This window comes from Cohaesibacter celericrescens, from assembly GCF_002866925.1.
In the GTDB taxonomy this organism is placed as follows: Bacteria; Pseudomonadota; Alphaproteobacteria; order Rhizobiales; family Cohaesibacteraceae; genus Cohaesibacter; species Cohaesibacter celericrescens.
The window spans coordinates 427,540-450,605 of record NZ_PKUQ01000001.1; the positions used below are offsets into that span (position 1 = coordinate 427,540).

General features: G+C 49.6%; 18 protein-coding genes and 2 tRNA genes. 2 read left to right on the forward strand and 18 right to left on the reverse strand.

Translation table 11 applies throughout. From position 1 onward, the window contains the following. Positions 1-33 precede the first annotated feature (33 nt). The 15 genes from C0081_RS02050 to hisD all read right to left on the reverse strand — a co-directional run bounded on the left by C0081_RS02050 (position 34) and on the right by hisD (position 17,717). A complete protein-coding gene (locus C0081_RS02050) occupies positions 34-996 on the reverse strand; it encodes a D-2-hydroxyacid dehydrogenase family protein (protein WP_101532120.1) in 963 nt (320 codons plus the stop codon). A gap of 188 nt (positions 997-1,184) precedes the next feature. Continuing rightward, on the reverse strand, positions 1,185-3,059 hold the full coding sequence (locus C0081_RS02055) for a CHASE domain-containing protein (RefSeq protein ID WP_101532121.1): 1,875 nt from the start codon (positions 3,057-3,059) through the stop codon (positions 1,185-1,187). Between the two features lie 31 nt (positions 3,060-3,090). Then, on the reverse strand, positions 3,091-3,534 hold the full coding sequence (locus C0081_RS02060; RefSeq protein ID WP_101532122.1) for a response regulator: 444 nt from the start codon (positions 3,532-3,534) through the stop codon (positions 3,091-3,093). 365 nt (positions 3,535-3,899) lie between these two features. Further along, the gene (locus C0081_RS02065) at positions 3,900-5,006 is read right to left on the reverse strand and encodes a sensor histidine kinase (RefSeq protein ID WP_180966716.1); all 1,107 of its coding nucleotides are present in this window, start codon (positions 5,004-5,006) and stop codon (positions 3,900-3,902) included. Further along, the gene (locus C0081_RS02070; RefSeq protein WP_101532124.1) at positions 4,996-5,463 is read right to left on the reverse strand and encodes a response regulator; all 468 of its coding nucleotides are present in this window, start codon (positions 5,461-5,463) and stop codon (positions 4,996-4,998) included. Before C0081_RS02070 ends, C0081_RS02065 begins: the two co-directional genes overlap by 11 nt. Next, positions 5,460-7,742 carry an ATP-binding protein gene (locus C0081_RS02075; protein ID WP_180966717.1) on the reverse strand — a complete coding sequence of 761 codons (2,283 nt, stop codon included), beginning with the start codon at positions 7,740-7,742 and terminating at the stop codon, positions 5,460-5,462. Before C0081_RS02075 ends, C0081_RS02070 begins: the two co-directional genes overlap by 4 nt. A gap of 572 nt (positions 7,743-8,314) precedes the next feature. After that, positions 8,315-11,392: an efflux RND transporter permease subunit gene (locus C0081_RS02080; RefSeq protein WP_101532126.1), complete on the reverse strand. Its 3,078-nt coding sequence runs from the start codon at positions 11,390-11,392 to the stop codon at positions 8,315-8,317. A gap of 14 nt (positions 11,393-11,406) precedes the next feature. Then, a complete protein-coding gene (locus C0081_RS02085) occupies positions 11,407-12,753 on the reverse strand; it encodes an efflux RND transporter periplasmic adaptor subunit (RefSeq protein WP_101532127.1) in 1,347 nt (448 codons plus the stop codon). A 533-nt stretch (positions 12,754-13,286) separates the two neighbouring features. Continuing rightward, positions 13,287-13,362: transfer RNA gene (locus tag C0081_RS02095), tRNA-Phe, on the reverse strand. A gap of 271 nt (positions 13,363-13,633) precedes the next feature. Then, entirely contained in the window at positions 13,634-13,897 is a 264-nt protein-coding gene (yacG, locus tag C0081_RS02100; protein WP_101532129.1) for a DNA gyrase inhibitor YacG, read from the reverse strand. 77 nt (positions 13,898-13,974) lie between these two features. Then, positions 13,975-14,598, reverse strand: coding sequence for a Maf-like protein (locus tag C0081_RS02105; protein WP_180966718.1), 624 nt, complete (start codon positions 14,596-14,598; stop codon positions 13,975-13,977). A 171-nt stretch (positions 14,599-14,769) separates the two neighbouring features. Further along, the gene (gene infA / locus C0081_RS02110; RefSeq protein WP_101532130.1) at positions 14,770-14,988 is read right to left on the reverse strand and encodes a translation initiation factor IF-1; all 219 of its coding nucleotides are present in this window, start codon (positions 14,986-14,988) and stop codon (positions 14,770-14,772) included. A 284-nt stretch (positions 14,989-15,272) separates the two neighbouring features. Then, entirely contained in the window at positions 15,273-15,734 is a 462-nt protein-coding gene (locus C0081_RS02115) for an arsenate-mycothiol transferase ArsC (RefSeq protein WP_101532131.1), read from the reverse strand. Between the two features lie 4 nt (positions 15,735-15,738). After that, positions 15,739-16,272, reverse strand: a complete 534-nt coding sequence (locus tag C0081_RS02120) for a UPF0262 family protein (RefSeq protein WP_280952855.1) — start codon at positions 16,270-16,272, stop codon at positions 15,739-15,741. A gap of 149 nt (positions 16,273-16,421) precedes the next feature. Then, positions 16,422-17,717 carry a histidinol dehydrogenase gene (hisD, locus tag C0081_RS02125; protein ID WP_101532133.1) on the reverse strand — a complete coding sequence of 432 codons (1,296 nt, stop codon included), beginning with the start codon at positions 17,715-17,717 and terminating at the stop codon, positions 16,422-16,424. 331 nt (positions 17,718-18,048) lie between these two features. Here hisD and C0081_RS02130 point away from each other — a divergent pair, with 331 nt between their 5' ends. Next, on the forward strand, positions 18,049-20,142 hold the full coding sequence (locus C0081_RS02130; protein WP_101532134.1) for an EAL domain-containing protein: 2,094 nt from the start codon (positions 18,049-18,051) through the stop codon (positions 20,140-20,142). 74 nt (positions 20,143-20,216) lie between these two features. Here the strand turns inward: C0081_RS02130 and C0081_RS02135 are convergent, their stop codons facing one another. The 3 genes from C0081_RS02135 to C0081_RS02145 form a co-directional block, all read right to left on the reverse strand. Further along, positions 20,217-20,702, reverse strand: coding sequence for a DUF2948 family protein (locus tag C0081_RS02135; RefSeq protein WP_101532135.1), 486 nt, complete (start codon positions 20,700-20,702; stop codon positions 20,217-20,219). A gap of 174 nt (positions 20,703-20,876) precedes the next feature. Continuing rightward, positions 20,877-22,166, reverse strand: a complete 1,290-nt coding sequence (murA, locus tag C0081_RS02140) for a UDP-N-acetylglucosamine 1-carboxyvinyltransferase (protein ID WP_101532136.1) — start codon at positions 22,164-22,166, stop codon at positions 20,877-20,879. Between the two features lie 141 nt (positions 22,167-22,307). Next, positions 22,308-22,535 carry a hypothetical protein gene (locus tag C0081_RS02145; RefSeq protein WP_101532137.1) on the reverse strand — a complete coding sequence of 76 codons (228 nt, stop codon included), beginning with the start codon at positions 22,533-22,535 and terminating at the stop codon, positions 22,308-22,310. 324 nt (positions 22,536-22,859) lie between these two features. Between C0081_RS02145 and C0081_RS02150 the strand changes: the two genes are divergently transcribed. Next, positions 22,860-22,934, forward strand: a tRNA-Thr gene (locus C0081_RS02150). Positions 22,935-23,066: the final 132 nt, after the last annotated feature.

Consider the following 23,066-nt stretch of genomic DNA (forward strand, 5'->3'; position numbering starts at 1 on the left):
TGCATGACGGCTTCAGGGGGGGCGTTTGATCCTTTATGCCAAAACCCGCAATGGAACGCCCTTCAGCCAACTGTCAATATTTTCGATAGCATCATTGAAATAGACGGCGTAATTCTCTTGCGTGACATACCCCACATGCGGTGTCGCCAACACATTGGCAAGACTGCGGAAAGGGTGATCAAGCGGCAAGGGTTCGGTATCAAAAACATCCAGCACCGCCCCGCCGATCCGTTTTTCCTGAAGGCACTCAATCAAAGCCTTTTCGTCCACCAGCGGGCCGCGCGCGCTGTTGACCAGAACCGCATCAGGGCGCATCCGCTGCAACATTTCAGACGTAACAAATCCGCGCGTTTCATCAGTCAGCGCCAGCTGAATTGTAATCACATCACTTGTTGCAAACAAATCATCCAGAGACAAAGCCTTGATGTCCAGCTCAGACGCACGCTGTTCGGGATTGCTTCGGGTCCAGCTGCAAACCTCCATACCAAACGCCTTGCCATAGCCGGCCATACGCTTGCCTTGTTTGCCTAACCCGACGATCCCCAACCGACGGCCCTCCAGCGATCGCCCAAGCCCCAGTTGCCAAGGGCCACCTTCGCGAAAATTCGCCGTTTCCTGCGGGATGTTGCGCATAAAGGCAAGCAACCCCGCCCAAGCCAATTCAGAAGCAGGGCCGCGTTCGCTCCTCGTACCACAGACTTGAATAGTCAGACTGCGCGCAGCCTCCATATCGATGCTGCGATTGCGCATCCCTGTCGTGATCAATAATTTGAGGTTTGGAAGCCGCTCCAAAAGCGATTTGGAAAAAGCCGTGCGTTCGCGCATTGCGACGATGATAGTGCAATCAGCAAGCTCAGCGGCAACAGCATCTTCATCACCAAGATGCTCGCCATAGCGCCTGATCTCAAGGCGGTCTTGCAAAATAGCCCAATCTGCGCTTGCCAACGCAGCGGCCTGATAATCATCTAAAATAGCGCAATTGGGTTTATGTGACATGTGGATTGCCCCGAGTGAGAAAACCCAAACAGCTGTATCATGGCGCTCGGGCTGTGTCGGCTTCAGATTAACGCCAGCACGGTCAACAACACACTGCCATTTGATGAACTATTTGTCGACCAGCGACGTCAAAGTGACATGATCGTAATGACAACAAACCCACCATGAAGCGAGCGAAAATCGCCATATCAGGCAACCCATGCAACATCTTCTGCATTGCTGTCAAAACTGGATGACCGCACCGTGAAGCAGACACGCGTCCCTTTCTTGACGGATGGATCGATAAAAATCTCGCCTTCATGGTCGCTGATAATTCTCTTGCAAACCGCCAAACCGATACCGGTGCCTTGATATTCATCCTCATCGTGAAGCCGGGAGAACATCTCGAAGATCTTGGAATGATACTGTTTTTCCACCCCAATACCATTGTCGGTCACAGAGACCTCGATTTGCCGCCCATCAATTTCTTTTGCCGAGATCAGGATTTCTGTCTTGTTCTTGGAATGAAACTTGGTTGCGTTGTCTATGAGGTTCGACAAAACATGCTCAAGCATCAAATGATCCCCTTCGACCTCCAGGAGTTCACTCACTTCTACAACGACGGTGACGGCTTCCAGCTCATCTTCCATAGACTTCAGAACAGCGTGAACAAGAGCATTTAGTCGTATCGATAGGTTTGTCTGACGAGACTGGCCAAACTTGGTGTAATCTTGAAATGCATCAAGCATGTCCCTCATCCGTCGCGAGGATCTTTCGAGGCGGGTCATCACGTCTTGAGCATCACTTTCAAGCTCGGCACTGTAATCCTCACGAAGAACGTCAACAAAGCTCTCAATTCTCTTTAGCGGCGCTCTTAAATCATGGGCAACGATCGATGAAAAATGGCTCAATTCTTCATTTGCCCCCCTTAAGCGACCATTTGCCTGCTGAGCAGCTCTGCGCAAATCGATTTCAACAAATGTAGCCAACTCAGCCTGCTCTTTTGCTTCGCGCAATTGCTCGGTCATACGGGTCGCCAAAGCAAAGGCACGCTGTTTCTCACTGCCCAAAGACCGGATCGTAAAGAAAAGCAGAATTGAGATAATCAGCCCGCACGTAATGAAACCATAAGGCAGGCGTTTTTCGCCAACAGTCACAAAGTCCGACCTTGCAGAAAATACCAACAACCATTCATGCCCGCCAATGCTCAGTGTCTTCTGGATAGGATCCAAATAAGAAGATTCTGTAATAAGTTGAGCTTCGGTTGCGCTGCTGTAGAGCAAGCGACTATCATCCTCTTGATTGGCATCGAATATGCGAAAATCAATTTCTGAATCGCCGTTCCCAAGCGTTCCGGCCATGAGGTCATTCATGCGGAAAGGGCTATAGACAAAGCCAAGAATTGCATTTCGCCGCTGTTCAACAGTATTTGTAAGCATACCGCTACGATAGTGCGGAAGATACATAAGAAAGCCGTTCTGTTTATCAACAACAACGTGCTCTTGTACAAGCGTTACCATCCCGCTTACCGCAGGTTTGCCCGTGTCACGAGCCCGCATCATAGCTTCCCTGCGGGTGGGTTCTGACCACATGTCATATCCAAATGCCTGCAGGTTTCTTCCGCTAAATGGCTCAAGATATATGATCGATGTATAGAGGTCGCGCTTCCCGGACGGCTTGACATGATACTTAGGAAACCCCTCCGATTGCATATCGGATTCATGCGAAGCAAGCTTTGATGCAGGGATGACTTCGGAGTATCCATATCCTTCTAACCCGGACAAGTGGGCATCGTGTAAAATGACGTCAGAAAATTTCGCCCATTGGCTCCTGGATACAGTCTCATTGCTTCTGAAAAATCCGACACCAGCCCGAAGGGCCGTTTCTTGGGCTTGCATCCGAGCTTTGATAACAGATTGAATGTCTTCAACCTTGATTTCAAAACGGCGCTCAGCAACATCCCAGAGCCATTGGCTAAAAATCGCCGTTGTCGCTAAAGTGACAGCAACGGAAAGCACCAAAGCCATCACAGCGGTGTTGGCCCCGCGCATTCCCTTGTCATATAGTGCATCGAGCGTCTGCATCGTATTTTGCCAACTCTTCAATTGATGGTCATCAGCTCATCAGTTGTGTTTTAACCGATGTAATATTTTTCACTGCCGCGAAAAACTCTTCAGAAGTAAACGGCTTTACGATGTAGCCATTGCTACCAACCTCAAAAGACTCAAAAATATCTTCAGCATCATCAGAAGCCGAGAACATCAGGACAGGCACGTCATTGTAAATTGGATGCGCTCTAATCTTCTCAAGCGTCTCAAAACCATTGATCTTTGGCATATTCACATCGAGAAGAATGAGAAATGTTTTCTTTCTCATACCCATTGAGACCAATTCATCAAGCGTTTCGAAAATACGCTCAGGTTTCCGCTCGGAAACAAAACGATTCACGATCCCTTCTTTACGAATTTTTCTCCTCGTGAGAAATATTTCATCGACGTTATCATCAACCATAATCAATGTAGTTTCTGACACACTTCTTGCCTCTGACTGCCCAATCATATGTATATTCCTGAATTACTTGTTACACTTGTCCAGATATATTTATATAATACAAGTAATCGGAAATAACTTATAATTTAATAACAAAAATTAGAATTTATATTTACAAAAAAATAACCAACAGTTCTAAAAATATTTAATAGACTATATAATTTATAGAGAAGAATTGTGTGACTTAAAACTGGATTGATTTTTAGGGGAAACACGGCCCGTGTTGAAAATTATAAAGCCTTTTTCCGCACGATTTAAAAGGAAAGCTCTACACAAAAATATTCTCTAGCCAGTCAGATTACTTCGCCCCGTAAAAATCGCCAGCAGCCAGCCAATTGCATGACCGACCAATCCGCGGGATTGAACCGGGCTTGCTATCCGACCAAAAGTGATTTCTCCGCCACAGCCGCCACTGGCAAAGTAAAGTAAAAAGTTGTCCCTTTTCCGGCTTCAGAATCACACCAAATTTTGCAGCGATGGCGATCAAGGATCTTTCGACAGGTTGCCAGACCAAGTCCGGAACCACGATATTCATCATAGCCATGCAGTCGCTTGAAGGGCTGGAAAATCACTTGTAGATCTTCCTCTTGGATGCCTATTCCATTGTCTTTGACACCAATTCTCCACGCATTTTCCACGAGCTCAGCCGAAATATGAACTTCAGGTGTAGGCGCGTTACTGTATTTAATGCCATTGGCGATCAGGTTTTGCATCAATTGAATAATCTGGGGGGGATCACCCATAACGTTTGGAAGTGGATCATGCGTAATCCGCGCGCCCCGCTTCTGGATATCAAGCTCAAGATTGATCAAGGCGTCCTCTAGCAAAATCTCCAGCGATGTATCAAGCAAAGGTCGGTTATTATTGGAGCTTTTATTGTAAACGCGTAATGTGTCGATCAGTTCGCTCATTCGTCGGGTCGAGCGTTCAATGCGGACGGTTAATTCCGACACACTATCATAGTCCTGTTCATTCAGAGCTTCGACGATAAGCTCGTTCATCCCACGAATAACATTGATGGGTGCTTTCAAATCATGAGCCAAAACACCAGCAAATGCGGATAGATCATCTTGCTGGAGATCAATCTTGCGCAGCATTTCAACCCGCTCGATTGCATTATGAACGACCCTCTTCAGGGCTGCAGCGGTCACATCGCTCTTGGTCAAATAGTCTTGAGCACCCAGTTTAATGGCATCTGCCGCAACCTTCTCATTTCCCTGACCCGTTAACATCACCGCCGGAATATGGTTATCAAGCTTTTTCAAATCAGCCAAAACCTGCGTGCCGTCGCGCCCTGGCAAAGAAAAATCCAGCAAAATACCATGAATAGTGTTGGCTTGATAAAGAAGGAGTGCTTCATCGGCCGTTTCCGCTTCGATGAAACGATAAGAAAATTCATCATCAGATCGCAGATGCCGAATATACATTTCGCGGTCATCTTCACAATCATCCACTATCAAGAGATTAATGCTATCGACCATCGGTTTTCCCCTTAGGCAAGATAGAGATGCCAAACCAATATTCCTTGAGCCTTTTGATTGCGAGAATGAACTCATCCATCTCCACCGGCTTGGCCACATAGGAATTGGCTCCAGCCTGGTAGCAAGCCTTAATATCAAAACTGTCGTTGGAGGTGGTCAAAACAACAACCGGAATATCCAAAAGCCGTTCATCAGATTTAATCCGCGCCAAAACCTCTCGGCCATCCAGCCCCGGCATGTTCAAATCCATCAAAATGATACTTGGCCGCGGGGCCGTGAGAGGATCGCTGTAAGGCCCCTGCTGCAACAAAAAATCGAGCGCATCTTCGCCAGAGTCGCAACGATAAATAGGGTTGATCAAGGCACCATCCCTCTTCAAGGCCCGTTCTGTTGCTTCAAAATCATCATCGCTGTCTTCAATGATCAATATTGGGTAATCAGCACTCGTTTTTATCATGCAGCTTTCCTTTCGGCGAGCGTGAAGAAGAATGTCGTACCAACATCCGCCTCCGATTCAAGCCAGATCGTCCCCCCCTGCTGGCTCACTATCTTATGGACAAAGGTAAGGCCCGCCCCGGTTCCTTCGCTGAATTGTTTTGAAGTGTTCAAGCGTTTGAATAGTTTGAAAATAAGATCATGATACTGATGATCGATTCCAATACCGTTGTCTTTGACATGAAACACATTGGTTTCTGCATGGTATCCGACTTCCACAGTCTTGGAAACCTTATCGTTATATTTGATGGCGTTCACAATTAGATTACGAAACATTTCCGTTGCTCGAACGCGATCACAATAGATAGATGGTAGAGGTAAAGGCCTTAGTAAAGTTACCCTGTTTTCTTCCAGAGTATCTTTCATAGTGAGTTCGATATCAGAAATGATGGCCCCAACATCTGTATATTCGATCGACGCTTCTTCTCGTCCGAGGCGTGAGAAATAAAACAAGTCTGAAATAAGCTGTCCCATCCGTTTCGTCAGATACTGAACCCGATGCAAACGCTTCTTGCCGGCTTCATCCAGCTTGTCCTCATAGTCCTCAATCAGGAAGCTCGAGTGATTGTGGATGGCCCTCAAGGGTTCTTTAAGATCATGCGCTGCGATATGGGCAAACTCATCCAGTTCCTCATTCGAGCGAACAAGCTTTTCAATCAAGGTTTCGCGTTCGATCTCATTGTTTTTTTGCTCGGTAATGTCACGAACAACACTGGTAAAAAGACGCTTGCCTAAGAAATTTACTTCACCAATGGCAAGGCTCATCGGAAACACGCTACCGTCCTTGCGCCGGCCCATGATATGGTGCCCGACGCCCGTGGCATAGCGGCCGCCAGAAGCACAAAGAGCAGAAAGGCACTCGTCCAGCTTTGCCTTCTCCAGCTCGGGTGCCAATAATTCAATATTTTTACCGATTATCTCGTCGGCTCTGTATCCAAAAACGAAATAGCAGGCCGGATTGCATGTTTCGATCATTCCGTCTTCGGTAATCGTAATAATGCCATCGACGATAGTCTCAAGCACCGCATTGGCCTTGGCGCGACTTTCGGTCAAGTCATTGGCGAGCTGGCTAAACGCCCGAGCCAGATCGCCAATCTCGTCTTTTAATGCAACGGGAAGCCCGACCAGCGCCGTCGTAACATTCGCGCTCCGTACCGTTTTTGTCATAGCTCTAAGAGGCTTTGTGAGACGATGCGCAAACAACGCTGCCATAATAGCTGACAGGACAATCAATCCTAAAGAAAATATGAGCGAATTACGCAAAACAACATAGGCTGGTGTCATCAATTCAGCACTTGGCACACACAAGACAATACCGAGAAAAGCGCTTGGGTTGGCGGGGTTAACATTCAGCTTAACAAAATAGGAGACACCATCGTCGTCTTGATGAGAGGCTTCATCAACGGTCAAATTTTTGAATTTATTTATAATTACGGGAGGTGTCCTGGTATAGTCCTCGTGAAATTCAAGCCGACCCAACTGTCCATCTTTTTGGTATTCCAGATAGTCACCAGCATTGTTGACACTGAACGCTCCTTTTTCAGGGAGACTGTCCTGAAACGCCAAAGCCAAAAGCTTTTCATAGTTGGCGTTGATCACAATAATACCAAAAAAGCGCCCGTCACCGTCAAGCACTGGCACCGCAGCTCTCAATGTTGGAATTTTGCTTTGTTGCACCTGTCCATATTCACGGTTGTAGGTAATTTCCGAGAAATAGACCCCGTTGCGGCCCACCGACTGGGCACCAGAAAAATAGGGTTCATCCATTTTTTGCTGCATCTGGTCGATGCCTACATGTTCGAAATGATCTCCCACCCGATTGGTACGGACGAGTTCACGCCCGCCGTCTGCAACACCGATATACCGGATCTGCGTATAATGTGGCCTTGAGGACATGATTGAAGCGAAAACAGCTTCCAGTCGCTTGCGCCATTGGTCAGATGACAACCCATCAAAAGCTTTCACATCATTGTTGTCCATCGCCCGGACCAGTTCCAGAATCGGTGGAGCTTGCGCTATGACGAATGCGTCATTCTTCAACTCGTGGTAATTGCTTGCGAATTTTTGTGCCAAGAGGCGCGTTTCCCCAGCAAGCCCTTCAATCGTTGTGTCCAGAATGACTTTGCGTAGATGGACATAATTAAAAGCACTGATCAGGATCGCAATAACCAAAGCAACGCTGCAAACAACAATGGTTATTTTTGTCGACAGAGTACGAATCGGAAAGGATACGGCCTTCATGACCAACCCCAATTGGGTTTGACCAACCGCGAAAGACCAAATAGACAGCATATAATTTCTGAATACAATTGCATCCCAATATTTCTAAAGCCTATTGCAGGCATAAGGGTCTCCTCAACCAACCTCTGTTGCGCCGGATGCATTGCGCTAGGATGATCACCATTGTGGTACATCTCAACTAAAAAGTTATTTAGTTATAACAAGACCCGTGGTTAATATATGGTTTCGAATGCTTCAAATTACGACGATTACTGTATGGTTTTGCAAGATTGAGATCTGCCATTGCAGAATGGAGCACTATTCCATCAGCCCCAAGGCTGATTTCGAACCAGTTACCTTGCATCAGGCGATGCATAAAGCGCGCGCCCTTGTTCGTCCGCCAAAATAGATGCCAAATTGACACCCCATGCAATCCTGTTGGCAGGGCGTACAGCACTGGCGGCTCAGGCGTGTTTTGCCGAAAGCCTTTATCCGTCAAAGAGTGAGTAGCTGTCTGAACCGTCAGGTTCAAACAACGAGACGTCATGCACCTATCTTCCGGTACTTGACGTCTCCAATTGACAGATTGACGGCTATTTTTTCAACCATTTTTCGACGGATTTGAAATCGAAATAGATCGATAACAGACTTGGGAAGACAAAGATCACCAGCAACGTCGAGGCTAACAGACCAAAGGCGACCGATGTGACCAGCGGCACCAGAGTTTTGACATAGGGACTGGTCTCAAAGGTAATGGGAATGAGACCGATAAAGGTGGTCAAAAACGATAGCAACACGGGACGGAAACGATGCCGCACCGCTTCAATGGCTGCGGTTGTATAATCACCGTCTTTGATCTCGCTTTCAAAGAATGTCATGAACAGGATGGCATTGTTGACCACCACCCCCGACAGCGAGGCAAACCCGATAAAACTGGGCATCGAGATATCAAGCCCCATGAGCAAGTGACCATAGATCGTGCCAATCAAAGCAAAGGGGATCGACAGCATAATGATCAAAGGAAGGCTATAGGACCGGAACTGGAACGCCAAAATAAGATAGACAGCCACCAGTCCGGTAAGGAGCGCGGTTACAATAGAGCCTTGCGTTTCCGCCTGCTCTTCTGTTGCCCCACCAATATCAATAGAAACGTCCGGATAGGCTTCTGAAATGCTGGGCCAAGCCTCTCGGGAAGCAAATTGCGCGATTTGGCCCGCTGTTGTTGCCTCCTTATCGATATTACCGACAATCTTGGCGATGACGCGCCCATTCTCGCGGGTGATTTGGCTGTAGCTATCTCTGGCCTCAAGAGCCGCGATACGGCTCAAAGGAACACTTTTGCCACCAGTCAGCGTAATCGGGTAATCCTCGAGCGCGGTAATAGAAGGCACCGCATCGGATATTTCCACGCGCACCGAATTATCCGACAGCCCAACCTTGAAGCTGTCAGTTTCAACACCGGAGAAGGCCGACCGCAATTGGTTGGTAACGCTTTGCGGCGTCAGGCCGATTGTATAAGCATATTCATTCAGTTTGAGTTCGATGGTCGGGCGATCCTTACGAAAATCCTGATACACACTGGTCACATCCGGTCTGGACTGGACCAGCAGGAACAAGTCGGAAATGGCCGATTCCAGCTGGATTAGATCGCGCGAGGAGAGCTGGATTTCAATATCATTGCCCCCAGGCCCCTTTACACTCTGGGTAAAGTTTTTTTGCATCAAATCAGGGATCGGGCCAGCAGCTTGTTGCCACAGCTCTAAAACGTCATCGGCCAGTATGTTGCGTTGGTCACTATCCAATAGATCAACTGTGATGGTGAAGCTGTGCGAACCATTATTCTTCAAGTCCGCATTCGTCGCATACATCACCAGAACTTGTTTGACCAAGTCTTGCCCGTCTTTGGTCTTGGGCGTCCAGTCGGCATTCACGGTATCCAAGGCCGCCAGCAATTGCGCAGCAACTTTTTCTGTCTGCTCGAGCGGCAAGCCCGGGGTTAGCGCAATACGGACCTCAATCGTGTTTTCCTCGCTAGAGGGAAAGCCGATCACATTGACCGAACCGGACGTTATCAAACCAATCGAGACAATGAAAACGGCAACAATGCTCCCGACCGTGGCATAGCGCCAGCGCACAAATAACGCAACGATTGGCAGAACAAAGGCTTCTTTGCCCTTATCCAGATAACGCGGGAAAAACCGATTGCTTGTGTCCCTCATCGAGCTATGCACATGGCTCAGGTGATTGGGCAAAATAAAGAATGCCTCAAACAGGCTGGCGGCCAGGGTGATAAGCAACACAATTGGAATAAACTGGAGCACTTTGCCGATTTGGCCGTCAAGAAACATCAGCGGCCCAAACACTGCCGCCGTCGTCAGAAAGGAAGAAACCACGCCTGACATGACTTCTTGGGCGCCATTAACCGCAGCCTCTTTATGATCGACCTTATCGCGCCATTTGGAGATATTATCGGCAATGACGATGGAATCATCCATGATCAATCCGATAGACATCAACAGCCCCAATAGGGTGACCATATTGATGGTGACACCCAATAGGCTCATTACAAAGATGCCTGCCAAGAACGAGAAGGGAAGCGCCAGGGAAATCCAGATGGCTTCCTTGACCGAGAAAAACAAATACATCACCAACACGACCAGAAGCATCGACTGGGCCGCATTTTGCAGGACGATCCTAAGCTGCTCTGAAACCGGCTCCGTTGTATCCGCAACCACGCTGATTTCAAAGGGATCTGGATAGCGCAGCTCTTCGCGTGCCATTAAGCTTCGAACCTGATCCATGGCTTCGATAGCGTCATCATCCCGCGTTTTGGAAATCTGGATAATCGCGGCGCGTTTGCCATTGATGAAGGAACGAGAGTTCTCTTCACTTTCAACCAAAGTCACCGTACCCAGATCAGAGACGCGCACATATCCGCCTCCCTCATTCTGGAAGATGATCAGGTCTTCCAAGTCTTCCACCGACCGGCGCGCATCGGTGTAACGCACTGTGATAGAGCGATCACTGGTTTTGATCTGGCCCACAGGAACCTGCATAGAACGGGCGGAAAGTGCGTCAGAAACATCCTTGGCGCTCACGTTATAGCGACGCAGGGCTTGCGTGTTAAACTCGACCAGCAGCTCATCATCCGAAATTCCGCTCACAGTGGCGGTTGCCACCTTTGAGAGATTGGAAATCTCATCTGCCAGTTGATCGGCATAATGCACCAGAGCGCTTGGGTCTTCGATGCCCGATACAGCCAGAAAGGCAAGCATATCGTTACGGCTGGCCACAGAGATTTGTGCCGCTTCGGCATCTGCTGGAAAATCGCTAATGGCTGAGGTAGCAGAGGACACGTCATTATAAAACTGCCCAATATCGCCGCCATCATTCATCGTCAATGTTGCGGTTGCTTTGCCATCTATCGACAAACACGACATTTCTTTCAATTCAGAAACAGACCCAAGCTCGTCATCAAGCTTGACGCAGATCTGGTCGTCCACATCCGCAGCAGACGCTCCGGAATATGAGATGCCGACAGTCACCCTGTCTGAGGAAAACGCAGGGAAAGATTCCCGCTCCATACCGCCGATGACAGTAAGGCCGAGATAAACAACAGCCAGCAACACCAGATTGGCGGCGACCGGATGACGCGTGAAATAGTTAATCATCGATCCGTCTCCGCTTAGGATTTTACTGGGTCAAGCAGGCTGCCAATGACGGCAGGGATCGGCTCGCTGATAACAACACTGTCGCCAACGTTCAAACCCTCGCGAATGACAATCATGCTATCAAGCGCAGGCCCAACAACAATCTCTTTAGTTGCGAGGCGACTATCGCTATCCATCACATAGACAAAGGTTTTACCATCACTGGAGGTGTGAACCGCAGAGCGAGGAATACGGATGGCTTCCAACGGATTTCTGGCGGACAGTGTCACCTTGACAAAGGTACCGTTCGACAGCGGTGGGCGGCGATTGATCGGATCTGGCTTATAGGGTGTCTCGATGCGCACAGCCATGCCAAGCGCCCCGGTTGTTCCGTCCGCGGTGCCATTGAAGCGAACCAGTTTGGCAGGCCAGATTACAAGGCCCTCATCGTCTGGCAATCGGATGCTGGCTTTGAGATCCAGTTCACTTATGCGATCAAACACATCGATTTCTTCTCCCATAACCAACAGTTCCTGAAGGTCCAGGCGTGCAATCGAGCGAAACAATTGACCCAGCACATAAGGCTGAAACTCTGCCACCACTTCAGAGGCACTGATATCCTCCAGCGTCAGCATCTTGTCGCCCACGCGCATATATTGGTCTTTAGCTATGTCTTTTTCCGTCACCAGACCGGTAAAAGGCGCCGTGATAACGGTGTTATCCAAGGAGCGCTGGGCTTCTTCAATCTCGACATCGCGTGCAGCTATGCTCGCTTCAAGCGAGGCCTTTTGGGCAGGCACAAGACGCAATGTATTCTCAATGCCAAGGATCACCTTCTGCTGAGCAAGCAGGGATCGGCGCGCCGTATCGACAGTTGTCTGGGAGGCACTACCACGCGACTTCAACTCAATCTGACGATCGAGATCAGATTGCAGCAGGCTTTTGACTTCTTGTTCAAGCTTCAGTGTAGCGCGATTGTTGCTTTGCGTGGTGTCCAGTTCGTCGAGTGCGGCTTGAGCGCTGTCTCTATTGGCCTTGGCTCGGTCTAATGCGATTTCATAATTGCGTGAATCGATGCCGATCAACTTTGAGTCTTCCGGAACCAGCTTACCAACAGCCGTGGCCGGATCCAAATAGGATGCGCGACCTTCTACCTGTGCAATCGCAGACCAGCTCTGCACAGCCTCAAGGCGACCAAACCCAGAGATTTCCGGGATAAAGGAGCGCTTGGCAATTTCCACAACACGCACCGCCTGCGCTTGTTCGGGTATGCTTGTTGCGGTCTGATCCTTGTTGGCATTGTTCATCCATAGAAACACACCAATACCAATGGCCAACGGTGGAATGAAAAGCAGTTGGCGTGCATTCATGGGGAACTTCATTTGCTATTTCTCCGGCCGGTTCACGTTGTTGGGTCGTTGGATGCGTCTGCCGCTAAACTGACTATTTGGTTTTTAAAAATGCTCAAACAAAAGCAAAAAGCTCGGCGCGCTACCAAAGTCATTTGCATCGCAGATACAAGCTATTGCCAAAATGGTACACCAGAAAAATGTATCCAAATGTAATGTGTGGAGCAAATGCCGCTTGTCGGTGCCGAATTTGGCGAGCAAATAGCCCCCTTTGGGCCAACAACGTCCAAGACCGACGCCAAAAAACCCATCGCCAACATCGGCTTTCAGATCCGACGCTCATCATAGCGAACAGTGCAGGATAGAAATGAAACGCAGCGCTCTCGCGACACAATTTTCAAAAACCGGCGATGCCTAGTGAAGTCTGAGCTCTTTGGAGATGTGGCGCCACAGTGAGAATACCATTTTTCACGAAGGTGAACGGGCGTGAAATGGTCTCCGGCATGGTCTACGGCTCCTAGCAGCTGCTAAAAGCTGGAGAAAAAAGAATGATTTAACTGAGAAAATGGTGCCCGGAGGCGGATTCGAACCACCGACACGCGGATTTTCAATCCGCTGCTCTACCAACTGAGCTATCCGGGCGCTTTGCGATGCTTTTATCTTGACCAACCAGTCAGGACACAAGTTCTGGTTTGACCCAGCGGGGTGTCTCCCCGTGCAAATTGTTTGGGCGTTATAAAAGGTTCAAATTGCCCTGTCCAGTCCGCTTTTGGCTTTATCTACAGGGGGGATGATGTTTTCCCCGATTGCCTGCGATTTACGCGTTTTTTCGGACCTTTATCGTTTATCAGAGCCAGTACCCCTGCTCTATCTTATTGTTTTGACGATTATTTCAAGCAGGCCATTCGAGCGCTCAAGAGAATTGGCCAAAATCGTCGTCATCGGGATCATCCTGCTCGACCGCAGCGATCGCATAAGACCCCTTAAACCAACGGCTCAGGTCCACATCCTTACAGCGCGGGGAGCAAAAAGGGTAATTGGCCTTCACAGAAGGCTTGGAACAAATGGGACAAGGCCTAGCGCGGCGCAGGCCGGCTACTTTGCCTACACCCGTTTCAGCATCAGCACCCGTCTGAGCCTCGGGTGCGGTTCGGATTGATTTGTCTTTGTCGGTCATAAAACGTCCTGTAAGCGCTCTAATGGGTCGAGCCAAACACTTGATCGCTCATGGCTAGAAACATAAGCTTCGAACCACTAGCGCACACCGCCCAGCCATTTCAAACGCAAGGGGTATTTTTCACCAATCAACAAGTTGGCAGTTTCATTAAGCGGCAGTCCGACAACGGAACTGTAAGAACCGACCAGATTGACCACAAAAGATCCGGCAATGCCTTGGATGGCATACCCACCCGCCTTGCCGCGCCATTCACCCGATGCGATATAGGGATCGATATCATCGGATAAGCGCTTGAAACGGACGCGTGTCTCCACAACCTTGGTGCGCGTTTTACCCTTGGGCGTAACCAGACAGATGCCTGTGTGCACCTTGTGAGAGCGGCCAGAAAGCAAATTCAGACACTGGTTGGCTTCTTCCGCCAATTCGGTCTTGGGCAAAATGCGGCGCCCCACAGCCACCACGGTATCGGCGGCCAGAATGTAACAGCCCGACAAATAGTCATCGTCTTTGTAGGCCTGATAGACAGCCTTGGCTTTGGCCTCACACAAACGACGGGCCAGCGCCCGCGGCTGTTCATTCTTCAACGGGGTTTCATCAAGATCTGCGGGTTTTAGCGCCGTTGGCTCGATGCCGATTTGCTGGAGCAACTGCAAACGCCGAGGCGATGCCGAGGCCAAAATGAGACGATAAGGATCGGACATAATGCAATGCTTTTTTGATGAAAACAGGGGCAAATTGACACACGGCCAACGCTCCAGCAGAACCCAGAGCGCAGCAGCCAATCAATTTTTCAACCGGTTCACCCCAATAGCGCTCCACAACCACCCTAGGTGGGGTCACCCCACCTACTCAGTGGTCTGCAAGGTGAGCGGTTATTTGAAGCGATAAGTGATGCGACCTTTGGTCAGATCGTAAGGTGTCATTTCTACCTGCACCTTATCACCAGCAAGAACACGGATGCGGTTTTTACGCATACGACCAGCGGTATGGGCTACGATCTCGTGCTCATTTTCAAGTTTCACCCGAAAGGTGGCATTTGGCAGCAACTCGGTGACAACACCTGGAAATTCCAGTACTTCTTCTTTCGCCATAAGCGTTCTAAACGTCCTTTAGATTTGCATGCGTTTCGTGCGGGATTGGCGAGAAAACGATTCTCCACCTCAATCAAAAGGCAGAAATATTTCTTCTTCGCTGCAATCTGAACATTGTCATGAGACAGATTGTAGCGCGCATCCCCTTGCTTTATTACAAGTTTCCGAAGCGAATGATACAGTTCTTATTCTGAGATTGCGGGCAATCTAGTCCAAAGCGTGTATGAGTGCAATCGCTTAGCGCAGATTTCGCGCAAAGGATTATACCACAACAGCCCCAAACGTCACTCTCCCGTGTGCGCCATCCATTCAAAACGGTCTTTGAGTTTGATTATCAAGCCGTCACGTACAGAGCGATAGGCATCCATAATCTGTTCTCGCGACCCCATCGCCAGCGCAGGATCAATAGTGGGCCAATATTCTGTTTCCACGGCGTGCCCGCGGCTCCACTCCAACGACCGATGATGAGCTTCAGGAGCAAGCGAAATGATCAGATCAAAATAGCTATCTTCCAAATCATCAAATGTAGTGGGTTCATGCTCGGATATGTCCAATCCGATCTCTTCCATTACAGCGGCGGCAAAGGGGTCCGGCTTACCGCACCTCACACCAACAGATTTGACGTAAAAAGCACCCGGAAAAAGATGGTTCGCCAAAGCAGCCGCCATCGGAGAGCGAATGGCATTCATACCGCAGGCAAACAAGATGGAGTCGGGGCGGAAATCGACACCAATCACACCGGCCATCCCGCTAGCCTCTCCAATGTAAAGAGCAAATGAGCGTAAACAGCCGTCGCGCAGTGGGGAAATCTGTGGTGATCTTGCCTTCAAGTCGGGATTGCAGAATTTGAGACCCTTCGTTGTGGAGCCCCCGACGCCCCATATCGATTGCCTCGATCCGACTAGGCGTGGCCGTTTTAATCGCCTCGTAATAACTGTCACAAATCAGGAAATAATCTTTGATGATACGCCGAAAAGGCGTCAAAGAAAGAATGTGCGTAGCAATCGGACTATCGTTCTCCAGCTTGATTTCCATAACCAGCTTACGCTCAATGAGGGTCAGATTAAGCGTATAGGGCCCTCCATCTTCATGGCCAACCGGATGGAAGCTGTTGTCTTCGACCAAATCATGAATCGCGACAGAGCGCTCATGTTCGATATCAGCCGAGGCAGGCTGAATGGAATTGGGGTCCAGATTGACCGCACAAAGTCGAAAACCGGCTGTTTGGTCAACCGCGTCCCCGACCGGAGCAGCGGAGCAATTGCTTTTTCCTTCGTCAAAGATCGCGCCCGGCTCGTCGGTTCCGTTCGTTTCAACCATATTGCCCCAAACCTAATCTACCCTGCTGCATCCGAGATGATAGTCGCCCATTTTTAGGCATACTGTCAAACCACTGCCACGTCCAACGCAAAAAATGCTAGTATCCAGCAAAATCATCCCATATTCAAACGCTTGGCAACCGAAAGAGCGTGGGCTTCCAGCCCCTCCTGACGGGCTAACGTTACCGCAGCGGGGCCAATCTCGCGTAAATTCATTGCGTTGCATTCCAGCACAGACGTGCGCTTTACAAAATCAAGCGTCGAAAGACCGGAAGAGAATCGGGCCGATCTGGCTGTTGGCAAAACGTGATTAGAGCCGCCAACATAGTCCCCCACAGCCTCTGGCGTGAAGTGACCAACAAAGATCGCCCCGGCATTGTGCACTTTGTCCACCATATCCGAAGCACCATCCATCGCAAGTTCCAGATGTTCAGGTGCAATGCGGTTGGCCAGCATCATACCAACCTTCCAGTCAGGCACGATAATCACAGCTCCATAGTCACGCCAGCTTGCACCTGCGATCTCGGCCTTTGGCAGCGTGGTTAGAACGCGCTCTACAGCCGCTTCAGTGGCATCGGCAAGATCGACATCATTTGTAATCAGGATCGACTGGGCGGCCATGTCATGCTCGGCCTGAGCCATCAGATCCACAGCCAGCCAATCAGGATCATTGTTCTTGTCGGCCATGATAAGGACTTCGGATGGTCCAGCGATCATGTCGATGCCAACAAGCCCAAAAACCCGGCGTTTGGCTGCGGCGACAAAGGCATTGCCGGGCCCAACAATTTTATAAACAGGGGCGATGCTGTCAGTACCATAGGCCAACGCGGCCACAGCCTGTGCACCACCGACACGATAAATTTCGTCAACACCGGCCAGCTTTGCCGCAGCAAGCACCAGCGGGTTCAATGTCCCATCCGGCGTGGGCACCACCATCACAAGCCGCTCAACGCCAGCCACTTTGGCCGGAACAGCATTCATCAACACCGACGAAGGATAAGCGGCCAGTCCCCCGGGGACATAGATTCCAACTGCTTGCACCGCCGTCCAGCGAGACCCCAACTTGACACCAAGCGCATCTTCATACGTGTCATTTTTGGGCATTTGGCGCGCATGATGAGACTGGATACGATCGCGCGCCAACACCAAAGCGGCCATCACATCGGGATCAACTTTGGCAACAGCAGCGTCGATCTCCTCTTGAGAAATGCGCAAACCCTTGGGGCGCGCATCAAAGCGATCAAACTTGGCGGTATAATCATAAAGCGCGTCATCTCCGCGGGTTTTCACATCCTCGATAATGTCGCGGACAACGGCATCCACATCGTCAGAAACCTCACGTTTCATAGACAGCAAATCACGGAATGCAGTTTCAAAATTGCTATCACTGGCGTCAAGGCGAATGGCCATAGCGGTATCCTCACGAGGCTCTGAAAGGGCGGAACTAATTCGGCAGTCTTTATGCGAGCTTCTTTAAAGTGAAGCAAGGGCGGCGGAGCAAAATATATGGAAAACGCCAAGGAAAGCATTCCCGAGCCTGATTTGGAGGAAAGGCACAGTTTCCGGCTGAACGCCCATGTACATTCAGCCTCGAATTGATGCGATCAATTCAGAAGGCACAAAGCCCCCCCCGCATAACAATAATTAATAACAAACTAATATTTACAATAAAACAAAATTAAGACACTTCGGCTATAAACTTGTGTTGAGCTGCCCATTGGGCGGCAGATGAGAGGTGACAATGCTTTTTGATCAACTGAAGGTCAGGTATAAAATCCGGCTGCCTATCTGGATCCTTGCGGCATTCATTTTTGTTACCGCAGTCTACAGCCTTCATACATTCAAAACGACGCTTGAAAGCGGGCATATCGCCAAAGTCAAAGCCTTGGTCGAAACGAGCCTGTCAATCGCCCAAGACAATTACAATCTTTACAAACAAGGCCTGTTAACCGAAGCAGACGCACAAAATCGCGCACGCGATGCCATAAGGGCGATGCAGTTTGATGGCGGTGCTCGGGTCTTTGCTTTTGATACCAAGGGCATTCGGGTTGTAAGCAATCAATTATATAAAGAAGGCACAAGTGCGTGGAAGGCCAAGCAAACCAAGTCCATGATCAAACTGGCTTTGGAAGGTGGTGGCCTTACATATTACAACGGTGCACGCACTCTTAATAACGTCGTAACCAGAAGAGTACCAAAGGTTGCATGGTCAGAGCATTTTGCCCCTTGGGGATGGGTCGTCGCTTCAGCCGTCTATTTAGACGACGTGACGGCTGCAGTCTGGAACAAACTTATCACGCTGATTGTGTTTCTTGGCGGCGGAGCTGTTGTGGTCCTGATGATTGCCAATACCATGGCCCGCACGATAACCGTGCCACTTTCTCAGCTAACAGACAGCATGAAGAAACTGGCTGCGGGGGATACAACCGTGACCATTTCCGGAACGGCACGCGGTGATGAAATCGGTGAGATGGCCTCGGCTATGCAAACCTTTGTCTCCCATGAAACTCAGCGATTGGCTTTACAAAAACAATTGACCGACCTGGCCTATACCGACAGCCTTACAGGTCTTCCCAATCGGACTGTGTTTTATGAAAGCCTGCCTACCGAAATCAACGCCGCCCGCCAAAACGACAGTATATGCGCGCTCATGATTCTCGATCTGGATCGATTCAAATCCGTCAATGACAGCCTTGGCCATTCAGCTGGCGATACTTTGCTCGTCGAATTTTCCAACCGCATCACCACCCTGATTGGCCCGCAAGGAAAATTCGGGCGTCTGAGCGGAGATGAATTTTTTATTATTCTGTTCAATCTGCAAAACCGCACGGAGGCGGACAACATTGCGACGTCTGTTTCGGACGTGACAAAGCAACCCTTCACTCTGGAAGGGATTCCTGTGCAAATGTCCTCCAGTATCGGGTTGGCGGTCGGGCCTGACGACAGCACAAGCGATGCTGATCTTTACCGATTTGCAAGTTTGGCACTTTACGAGGCCAAGCAGGCAGGAGGAGCCTGCATCTGTCATTACCAACCAGAAATGAATCAAAAAATGGAGAAACGTTTTGAATTGGAGACCATGATCAACGATGCGTTGCTCTGCAATCAATTCAAAGCACATTTTCAGGCAAAGATTGATTTGGTTTCTCGTCAAATCATCGGGGCAGAAGCATTGTGTCGCTGGCATCATCCGGAAAAAGGAACGATCAACCCAATTGATTTTATTCCGACTGCGGAAGAAACCGGCCATATCATTAAAATTGGTGATTTGATGCTGAAACAGGCCTGCCAATTCGCAGTTGAATGTAACAGCTGGACACAAGAGCCCTTTGTTGTGGCGGTGAATGTATCGCCCAAGCAATTATTCTATGGTCGTTTTCTCTCTTCGTTGGGACAATGCTTGGAAGAGACCGGCTGCAAAGCGTCTTGGATCGAATTAGAAATAACCGAAAGCGTATTAATCAACGATAGCGACGAGATCATTACACTCCTTGAAACGATCGCCGCTCTGGGTGTTATGATCACGATAGATGACTTTGGAACCGGTTATTCTGCAATGAGCTACCTTCACCGCTTTCCCATCAAGTGCCTTAAAATCGACCAATCTTTTGTCCGAGATATGCGCGCAGACCCTCAAAAACAAATATTGGTGACAGCGATGTTAGCAATGGCACACGGGTTAGGTTTGAAAACCGTTGCCGAAGGAGTTGAATATGAAGATGTTGCCGACACACTTACTGAACTGAAGTGCGATATCGGCCAGGGATATTTGTGGCATCGCCCCTCGCCAGCAGAACAGCTTCTTGGAAAAATACGCACAGAGAAAGCCGCATAAAGCGCGGCATCTCAACCGCGAAACAATCTTTCCAAACGGTATAGACGCGGGCTTTCACCCCCGTGGCACCCCATTCAGCCCGTCTGCATATTCGGATCAAATGTTTCGGCAGCCTCATGTTCTGGGAGATTCTCGGTTTCCCAAGCGCCACCGGTATCCGTCAATTGGGCTTCGATGCATTCTACACCAATCCGCAATTCGGCATCGCCTGCAAAAATGATAGAAACATAGCCGTCAGGGCCTTCTTCATTTTGCTCAAAGGTAATGGCCAGCATATTCAGAACGGCTTCTTTGGCATCCATACGGATGTTGCGGGCCTTAACAGATGTCACGCGGTCAAAATGCAAGACCGCCTGATGGCGTTCGTAGGTCGGTTTCGGGCCAAAAAAGCCGCGTTTCTGGAGCGCTTCTTCCCATGCGAACCGGTGCATGGACATGACAATACGTCCTTCGGACTGGATCCAGTTGACCGCTCCGACTTTGACCACAGCATCTTGAATTTGACTAGACAGGACCGCGAGATCTTCTGCATCCAGTGCGGCAAGTTTCAGCATCGGCATGTGTCTCTCCTTAGAAAGCTCCCAATCGCATAAGCGATCGACGTTGAGTGTTATTCAAACAGATAAGGGCGATACAGCCAGATACAAGAGCCACACAGAGCAAAGCCCAAGCCAGCGGGACAAGGCAGCAGGAAGGGGCAACAGGAAAGGGCAAGTGCCCTCCCCCATTCAATTTTATGCAGAGATACGCTCGACAGTCGCCCCACAAGCCGCCAGTTTGTCTTCCAGGCGCTCAAAACCGCGATCCAGATGATACACGCGGTGGACTTTGGTTTCGCCTTCAGCGACCAGCCCAGCGATAACAAGCGACACAGAGGCACGCAAATCAGTTGCCATCACCTGCGCGCCCTTAAGTGTCTCAACGCCCGTGACATGCGCCTTCTGACCATCCAGAGCAATCTTTGCACCCAAGCGTGCCAATTCCTGCACATGCATGAAGCGGTTTTCAAAAATCGTTTCCGTGATGGTAGACGTGCCGCCAGCCATGGTCATAAGCGCCATGAATTGGGCTTGCAGATCAGTCGGAAACCCCGGATAGGGCTGGGTCGACACATCAACAGCCTTCAGTGCGGTCCCGTTGCGGGAAACACGAATGCCTTCCTCTGTGGTTTCGATTTTTGTGCCGGTCTTGGCCAAAGTGTCCAGCGCAGATTGAAGCAGGTCTGCCCGTGCGCCCTTGAGCAAAACATCACCACCCGTCATAGCAACCGCCATGGCATAGGTGCCGGTCTCAATACGATCAGGCAAAACCGAGTGACGTGCGCCATGGAGTTTTTCAACGCCTTCGATGGTGATGGTCTCCGTACCCGCGCCGGAAATCTTGGCACCCATAGCGATCAGGCAATCGGCCAGATCAACCACTTCGGGTTCCCGTGCAGCATTTTTGATCACCATTGTACCCTTGGCCAGACTTGCTGCCATCATCAAAACATGGGTCGCACCGACAGAGACGCGCGGGAAAGTGAATTCACCACCCTTTAGGCCATTGGGTGCCTTGGCCATCGCATATCCATTTTCGATTTCAATTTCAGCGCCCATAGCCTTCAGACCGTCAATGAAAAAATCGACAGGGCGCGTACCGATGGCACAGCCACCGGGCAGAGACACTTCACATTGGCCCATGCGCGCCAATAGCGGTCCGATAACCCAGAAACTGGCGCGCATCTTTGAAACAAGATCATAAGGCGCGCGGGTATCGATGATTTCCTTGGCTTGCAGATGGACAACCTGACCAGCCATGGAGTCTTGACCAGGGCGCTTACCCTGAATCATATAGCTAACCCCGTGGTTGGAAAGAATCTGTTGCAGCTGTTGCACGTCACGCAGACGCGGCAGATTTTCGAGAATCAATTCCTCATCGGTCAAAAGCGCAGCGATCATCAATGGCAGGGCAGCATTTTTCGCCCCTGAGATAGGAATAACCCCGTTCAGCTCGGCGCCACCAACAATGCGAATTGCGTCCATTTCAAACTCTTTCTGTTCTGGACGGGATGTCCCGGTCCGTTAAATTCATGCGCCAGACATCTGGCAATCGATCAAGCCTCAATTCAAACAGGCCTGCCTTGTTTCGATTGCCGTGCCATACAGCAATATTGATTGGTAGTATTACGCGTCTTCACCCGCACCATCTGGTGTCTTTGTGTCCGAAAGAGCCTGAACTGAAGCTGAACTCTCTGCTTTGCGCGCCCGTTGCTGGGTCTTGCGTCGTCGCAGATTGTCCCTCAAAGCCTGAGACAAACGGTTTTGCCGCTCCAAAGCCTTGCTGTCCCGCTCGGCAGTTTTGTCCTGACTAGCAGATTGGTTTGAATTGTCTTGACCATCAGCGTTCGGCATTGAATTTCCAACAGATACATATTGAAGGATGAAGGGTGAGAAAGTTTCTATACCAAAAGCAAGTGACAAGAAAGACCGCAATAGGGTCTTTTCATGGCGATAATCCGCTTTTTAGTGGCATGGCTAACAGCTGGACGTTGCGTTCCGGACTGGCCACAGCCATGAAATCCAGTTCAAATATCGGAGCGATGGGATTTAACAAGTCCGACCCAATTCACAACATTCGTGCCTTTTTTCAAAAACAAGCTTGCATAATCAAATCCGGTGTGCAAAAAACCGCCCGCATCAAGTGGTTATCACTTGACCCAAAAAACACCGTGGCAAGCTGCCGTAGCTCAGTGGTAGAGCACTCCCTTGGTAAGGGAGAGGTCGAGAGTTCAATTCTCTCTGGCAGCACCACGGTTTTTTTGTATCTACCCCCACAAAATAGCAGAAACCAGCCATTTATGGCACCTAATGCAAGGGCGATATATCATCCAGCCCCTGTTAAATCTTGCGCGGTTTTGCAGAACATTGACAGAACAAAGGCAC

What these genes read in the sequence shown, in the direction of transcription:
- infA (WP_101532130.1), bottom strand. Translation starts at nt 14,988, where the DNA reads ATGGCGAAAGAAGAAGTACTGGAATTTCCAGGTGTTGTCACCGAGTTG.
- C0081_RS02060 (WP_101532122.1), bottom strand. Translation starts at nt 3,534, where the DNA reads ATGATTGGGCAGTCAGAGGCAAGAAGTGTGTCAGAAACTACATTGATT.
- C0081_RS02130 (WP_101532134.1), top strand. Translation starts at nt 18,049, where the DNA reads ATGCTTTTTGATCAACTGAAGGTCAGGTATAAAATCCGGCTGCCTATC.
- yacG (WP_101532129.1), bottom strand. Translation starts at nt 13,897, where the DNA reads ATGACCGACAAAGACAAATCAATCCGAACCGCACCCGAGGCTCAGACG.
- C0081_RS02145 (WP_101532137.1), bottom strand. Translation starts at nt 22,535, where the DNA reads ATGCCGAACGCTGATGGTCAAGACAATTCAAACCAATCTGCTAGTCAG.
- C0081_RS02080 (WP_101532126.1), bottom strand. Translation starts at nt 11,392, where the DNA reads ATGATTAACTATTTCACGCGTCATCCGGTCGCCGCCAATCTGGTGTTG.
- C0081_RS02085 (WP_101532127.1), bottom strand. Translation starts at nt 12,753, where the DNA reads ATGAAGTTCCCCATGAATGCACGCCAACTGCTTTTCATTCCACCGTTG.
- C0081_RS02075 (WP_180966717.1), bottom strand. Translation starts at nt 7,742, where the DNA reads ATGAAGGCCGTATCCTTTCCGATTCGTACTCTGTCGACAAAAATAACC.
- C0081_RS02115 (WP_101532131.1), bottom strand. Translation starts at nt 15,734, where the DNA reads ATGGCCGGTGTGATTGGTGTCGATTTCCGCCCCGACTCCATCTTGTTT.
- C0081_RS02105 (WP_180966718.1), bottom strand. Translation starts at nt 14,598, where the DNA reads ATGTCCGATCCTTATCGTCTCATTTTGGCCTCGGCATCGCCTCGGCGT.
- C0081_RS02135 (WP_101532135.1), bottom strand. Translation starts at nt 20,702, where the DNA reads ATGCCGATGCTGAAACTTGCCGCACTGGATGCAGAAGATCTCGCGGTC.
- hisD (WP_101532133.1), bottom strand. Translation starts at nt 17,717, where the DNA reads ATGGCCATTCGCCTTGACGCCAGTGATAGCAATTTTGAAACTGCATTC.
- C0081_RS02055 (WP_101532121.1), bottom strand. Translation starts at nt 3,059, where the DNA reads ATGCAGACGCTCGATGCACTATATGACAAGGGAATGCGCGGGGCCAAC.
- C0081_RS02065 (WP_180966716.1), bottom strand. Translation starts at nt 5,006, where the DNA reads ATGGTCGATAGCATTAATCTCTTGATAGTGGATGATTGTGAAGATGAC.
- C0081_RS02050 (WP_101532120.1), bottom strand. Translation starts at nt 996, where the DNA reads ATGTCACATAAACCCAATTGCGCTATTTTAGATGATTATCAGGCCGCT.
- C0081_RS02070 (WP_101532124.1), bottom strand. Translation starts at nt 5,463, where the DNA reads ATGATAAAAACGAGTGCTGATTACCCAATATTGATCATTGAAGACAGC.
- murA (WP_101532136.1), bottom strand. Translation starts at nt 22,166, where the DNA reads ATGGACGCAATTCGCATTGTTGGTGGCGCCGAGCTGAACGGGGTTATT.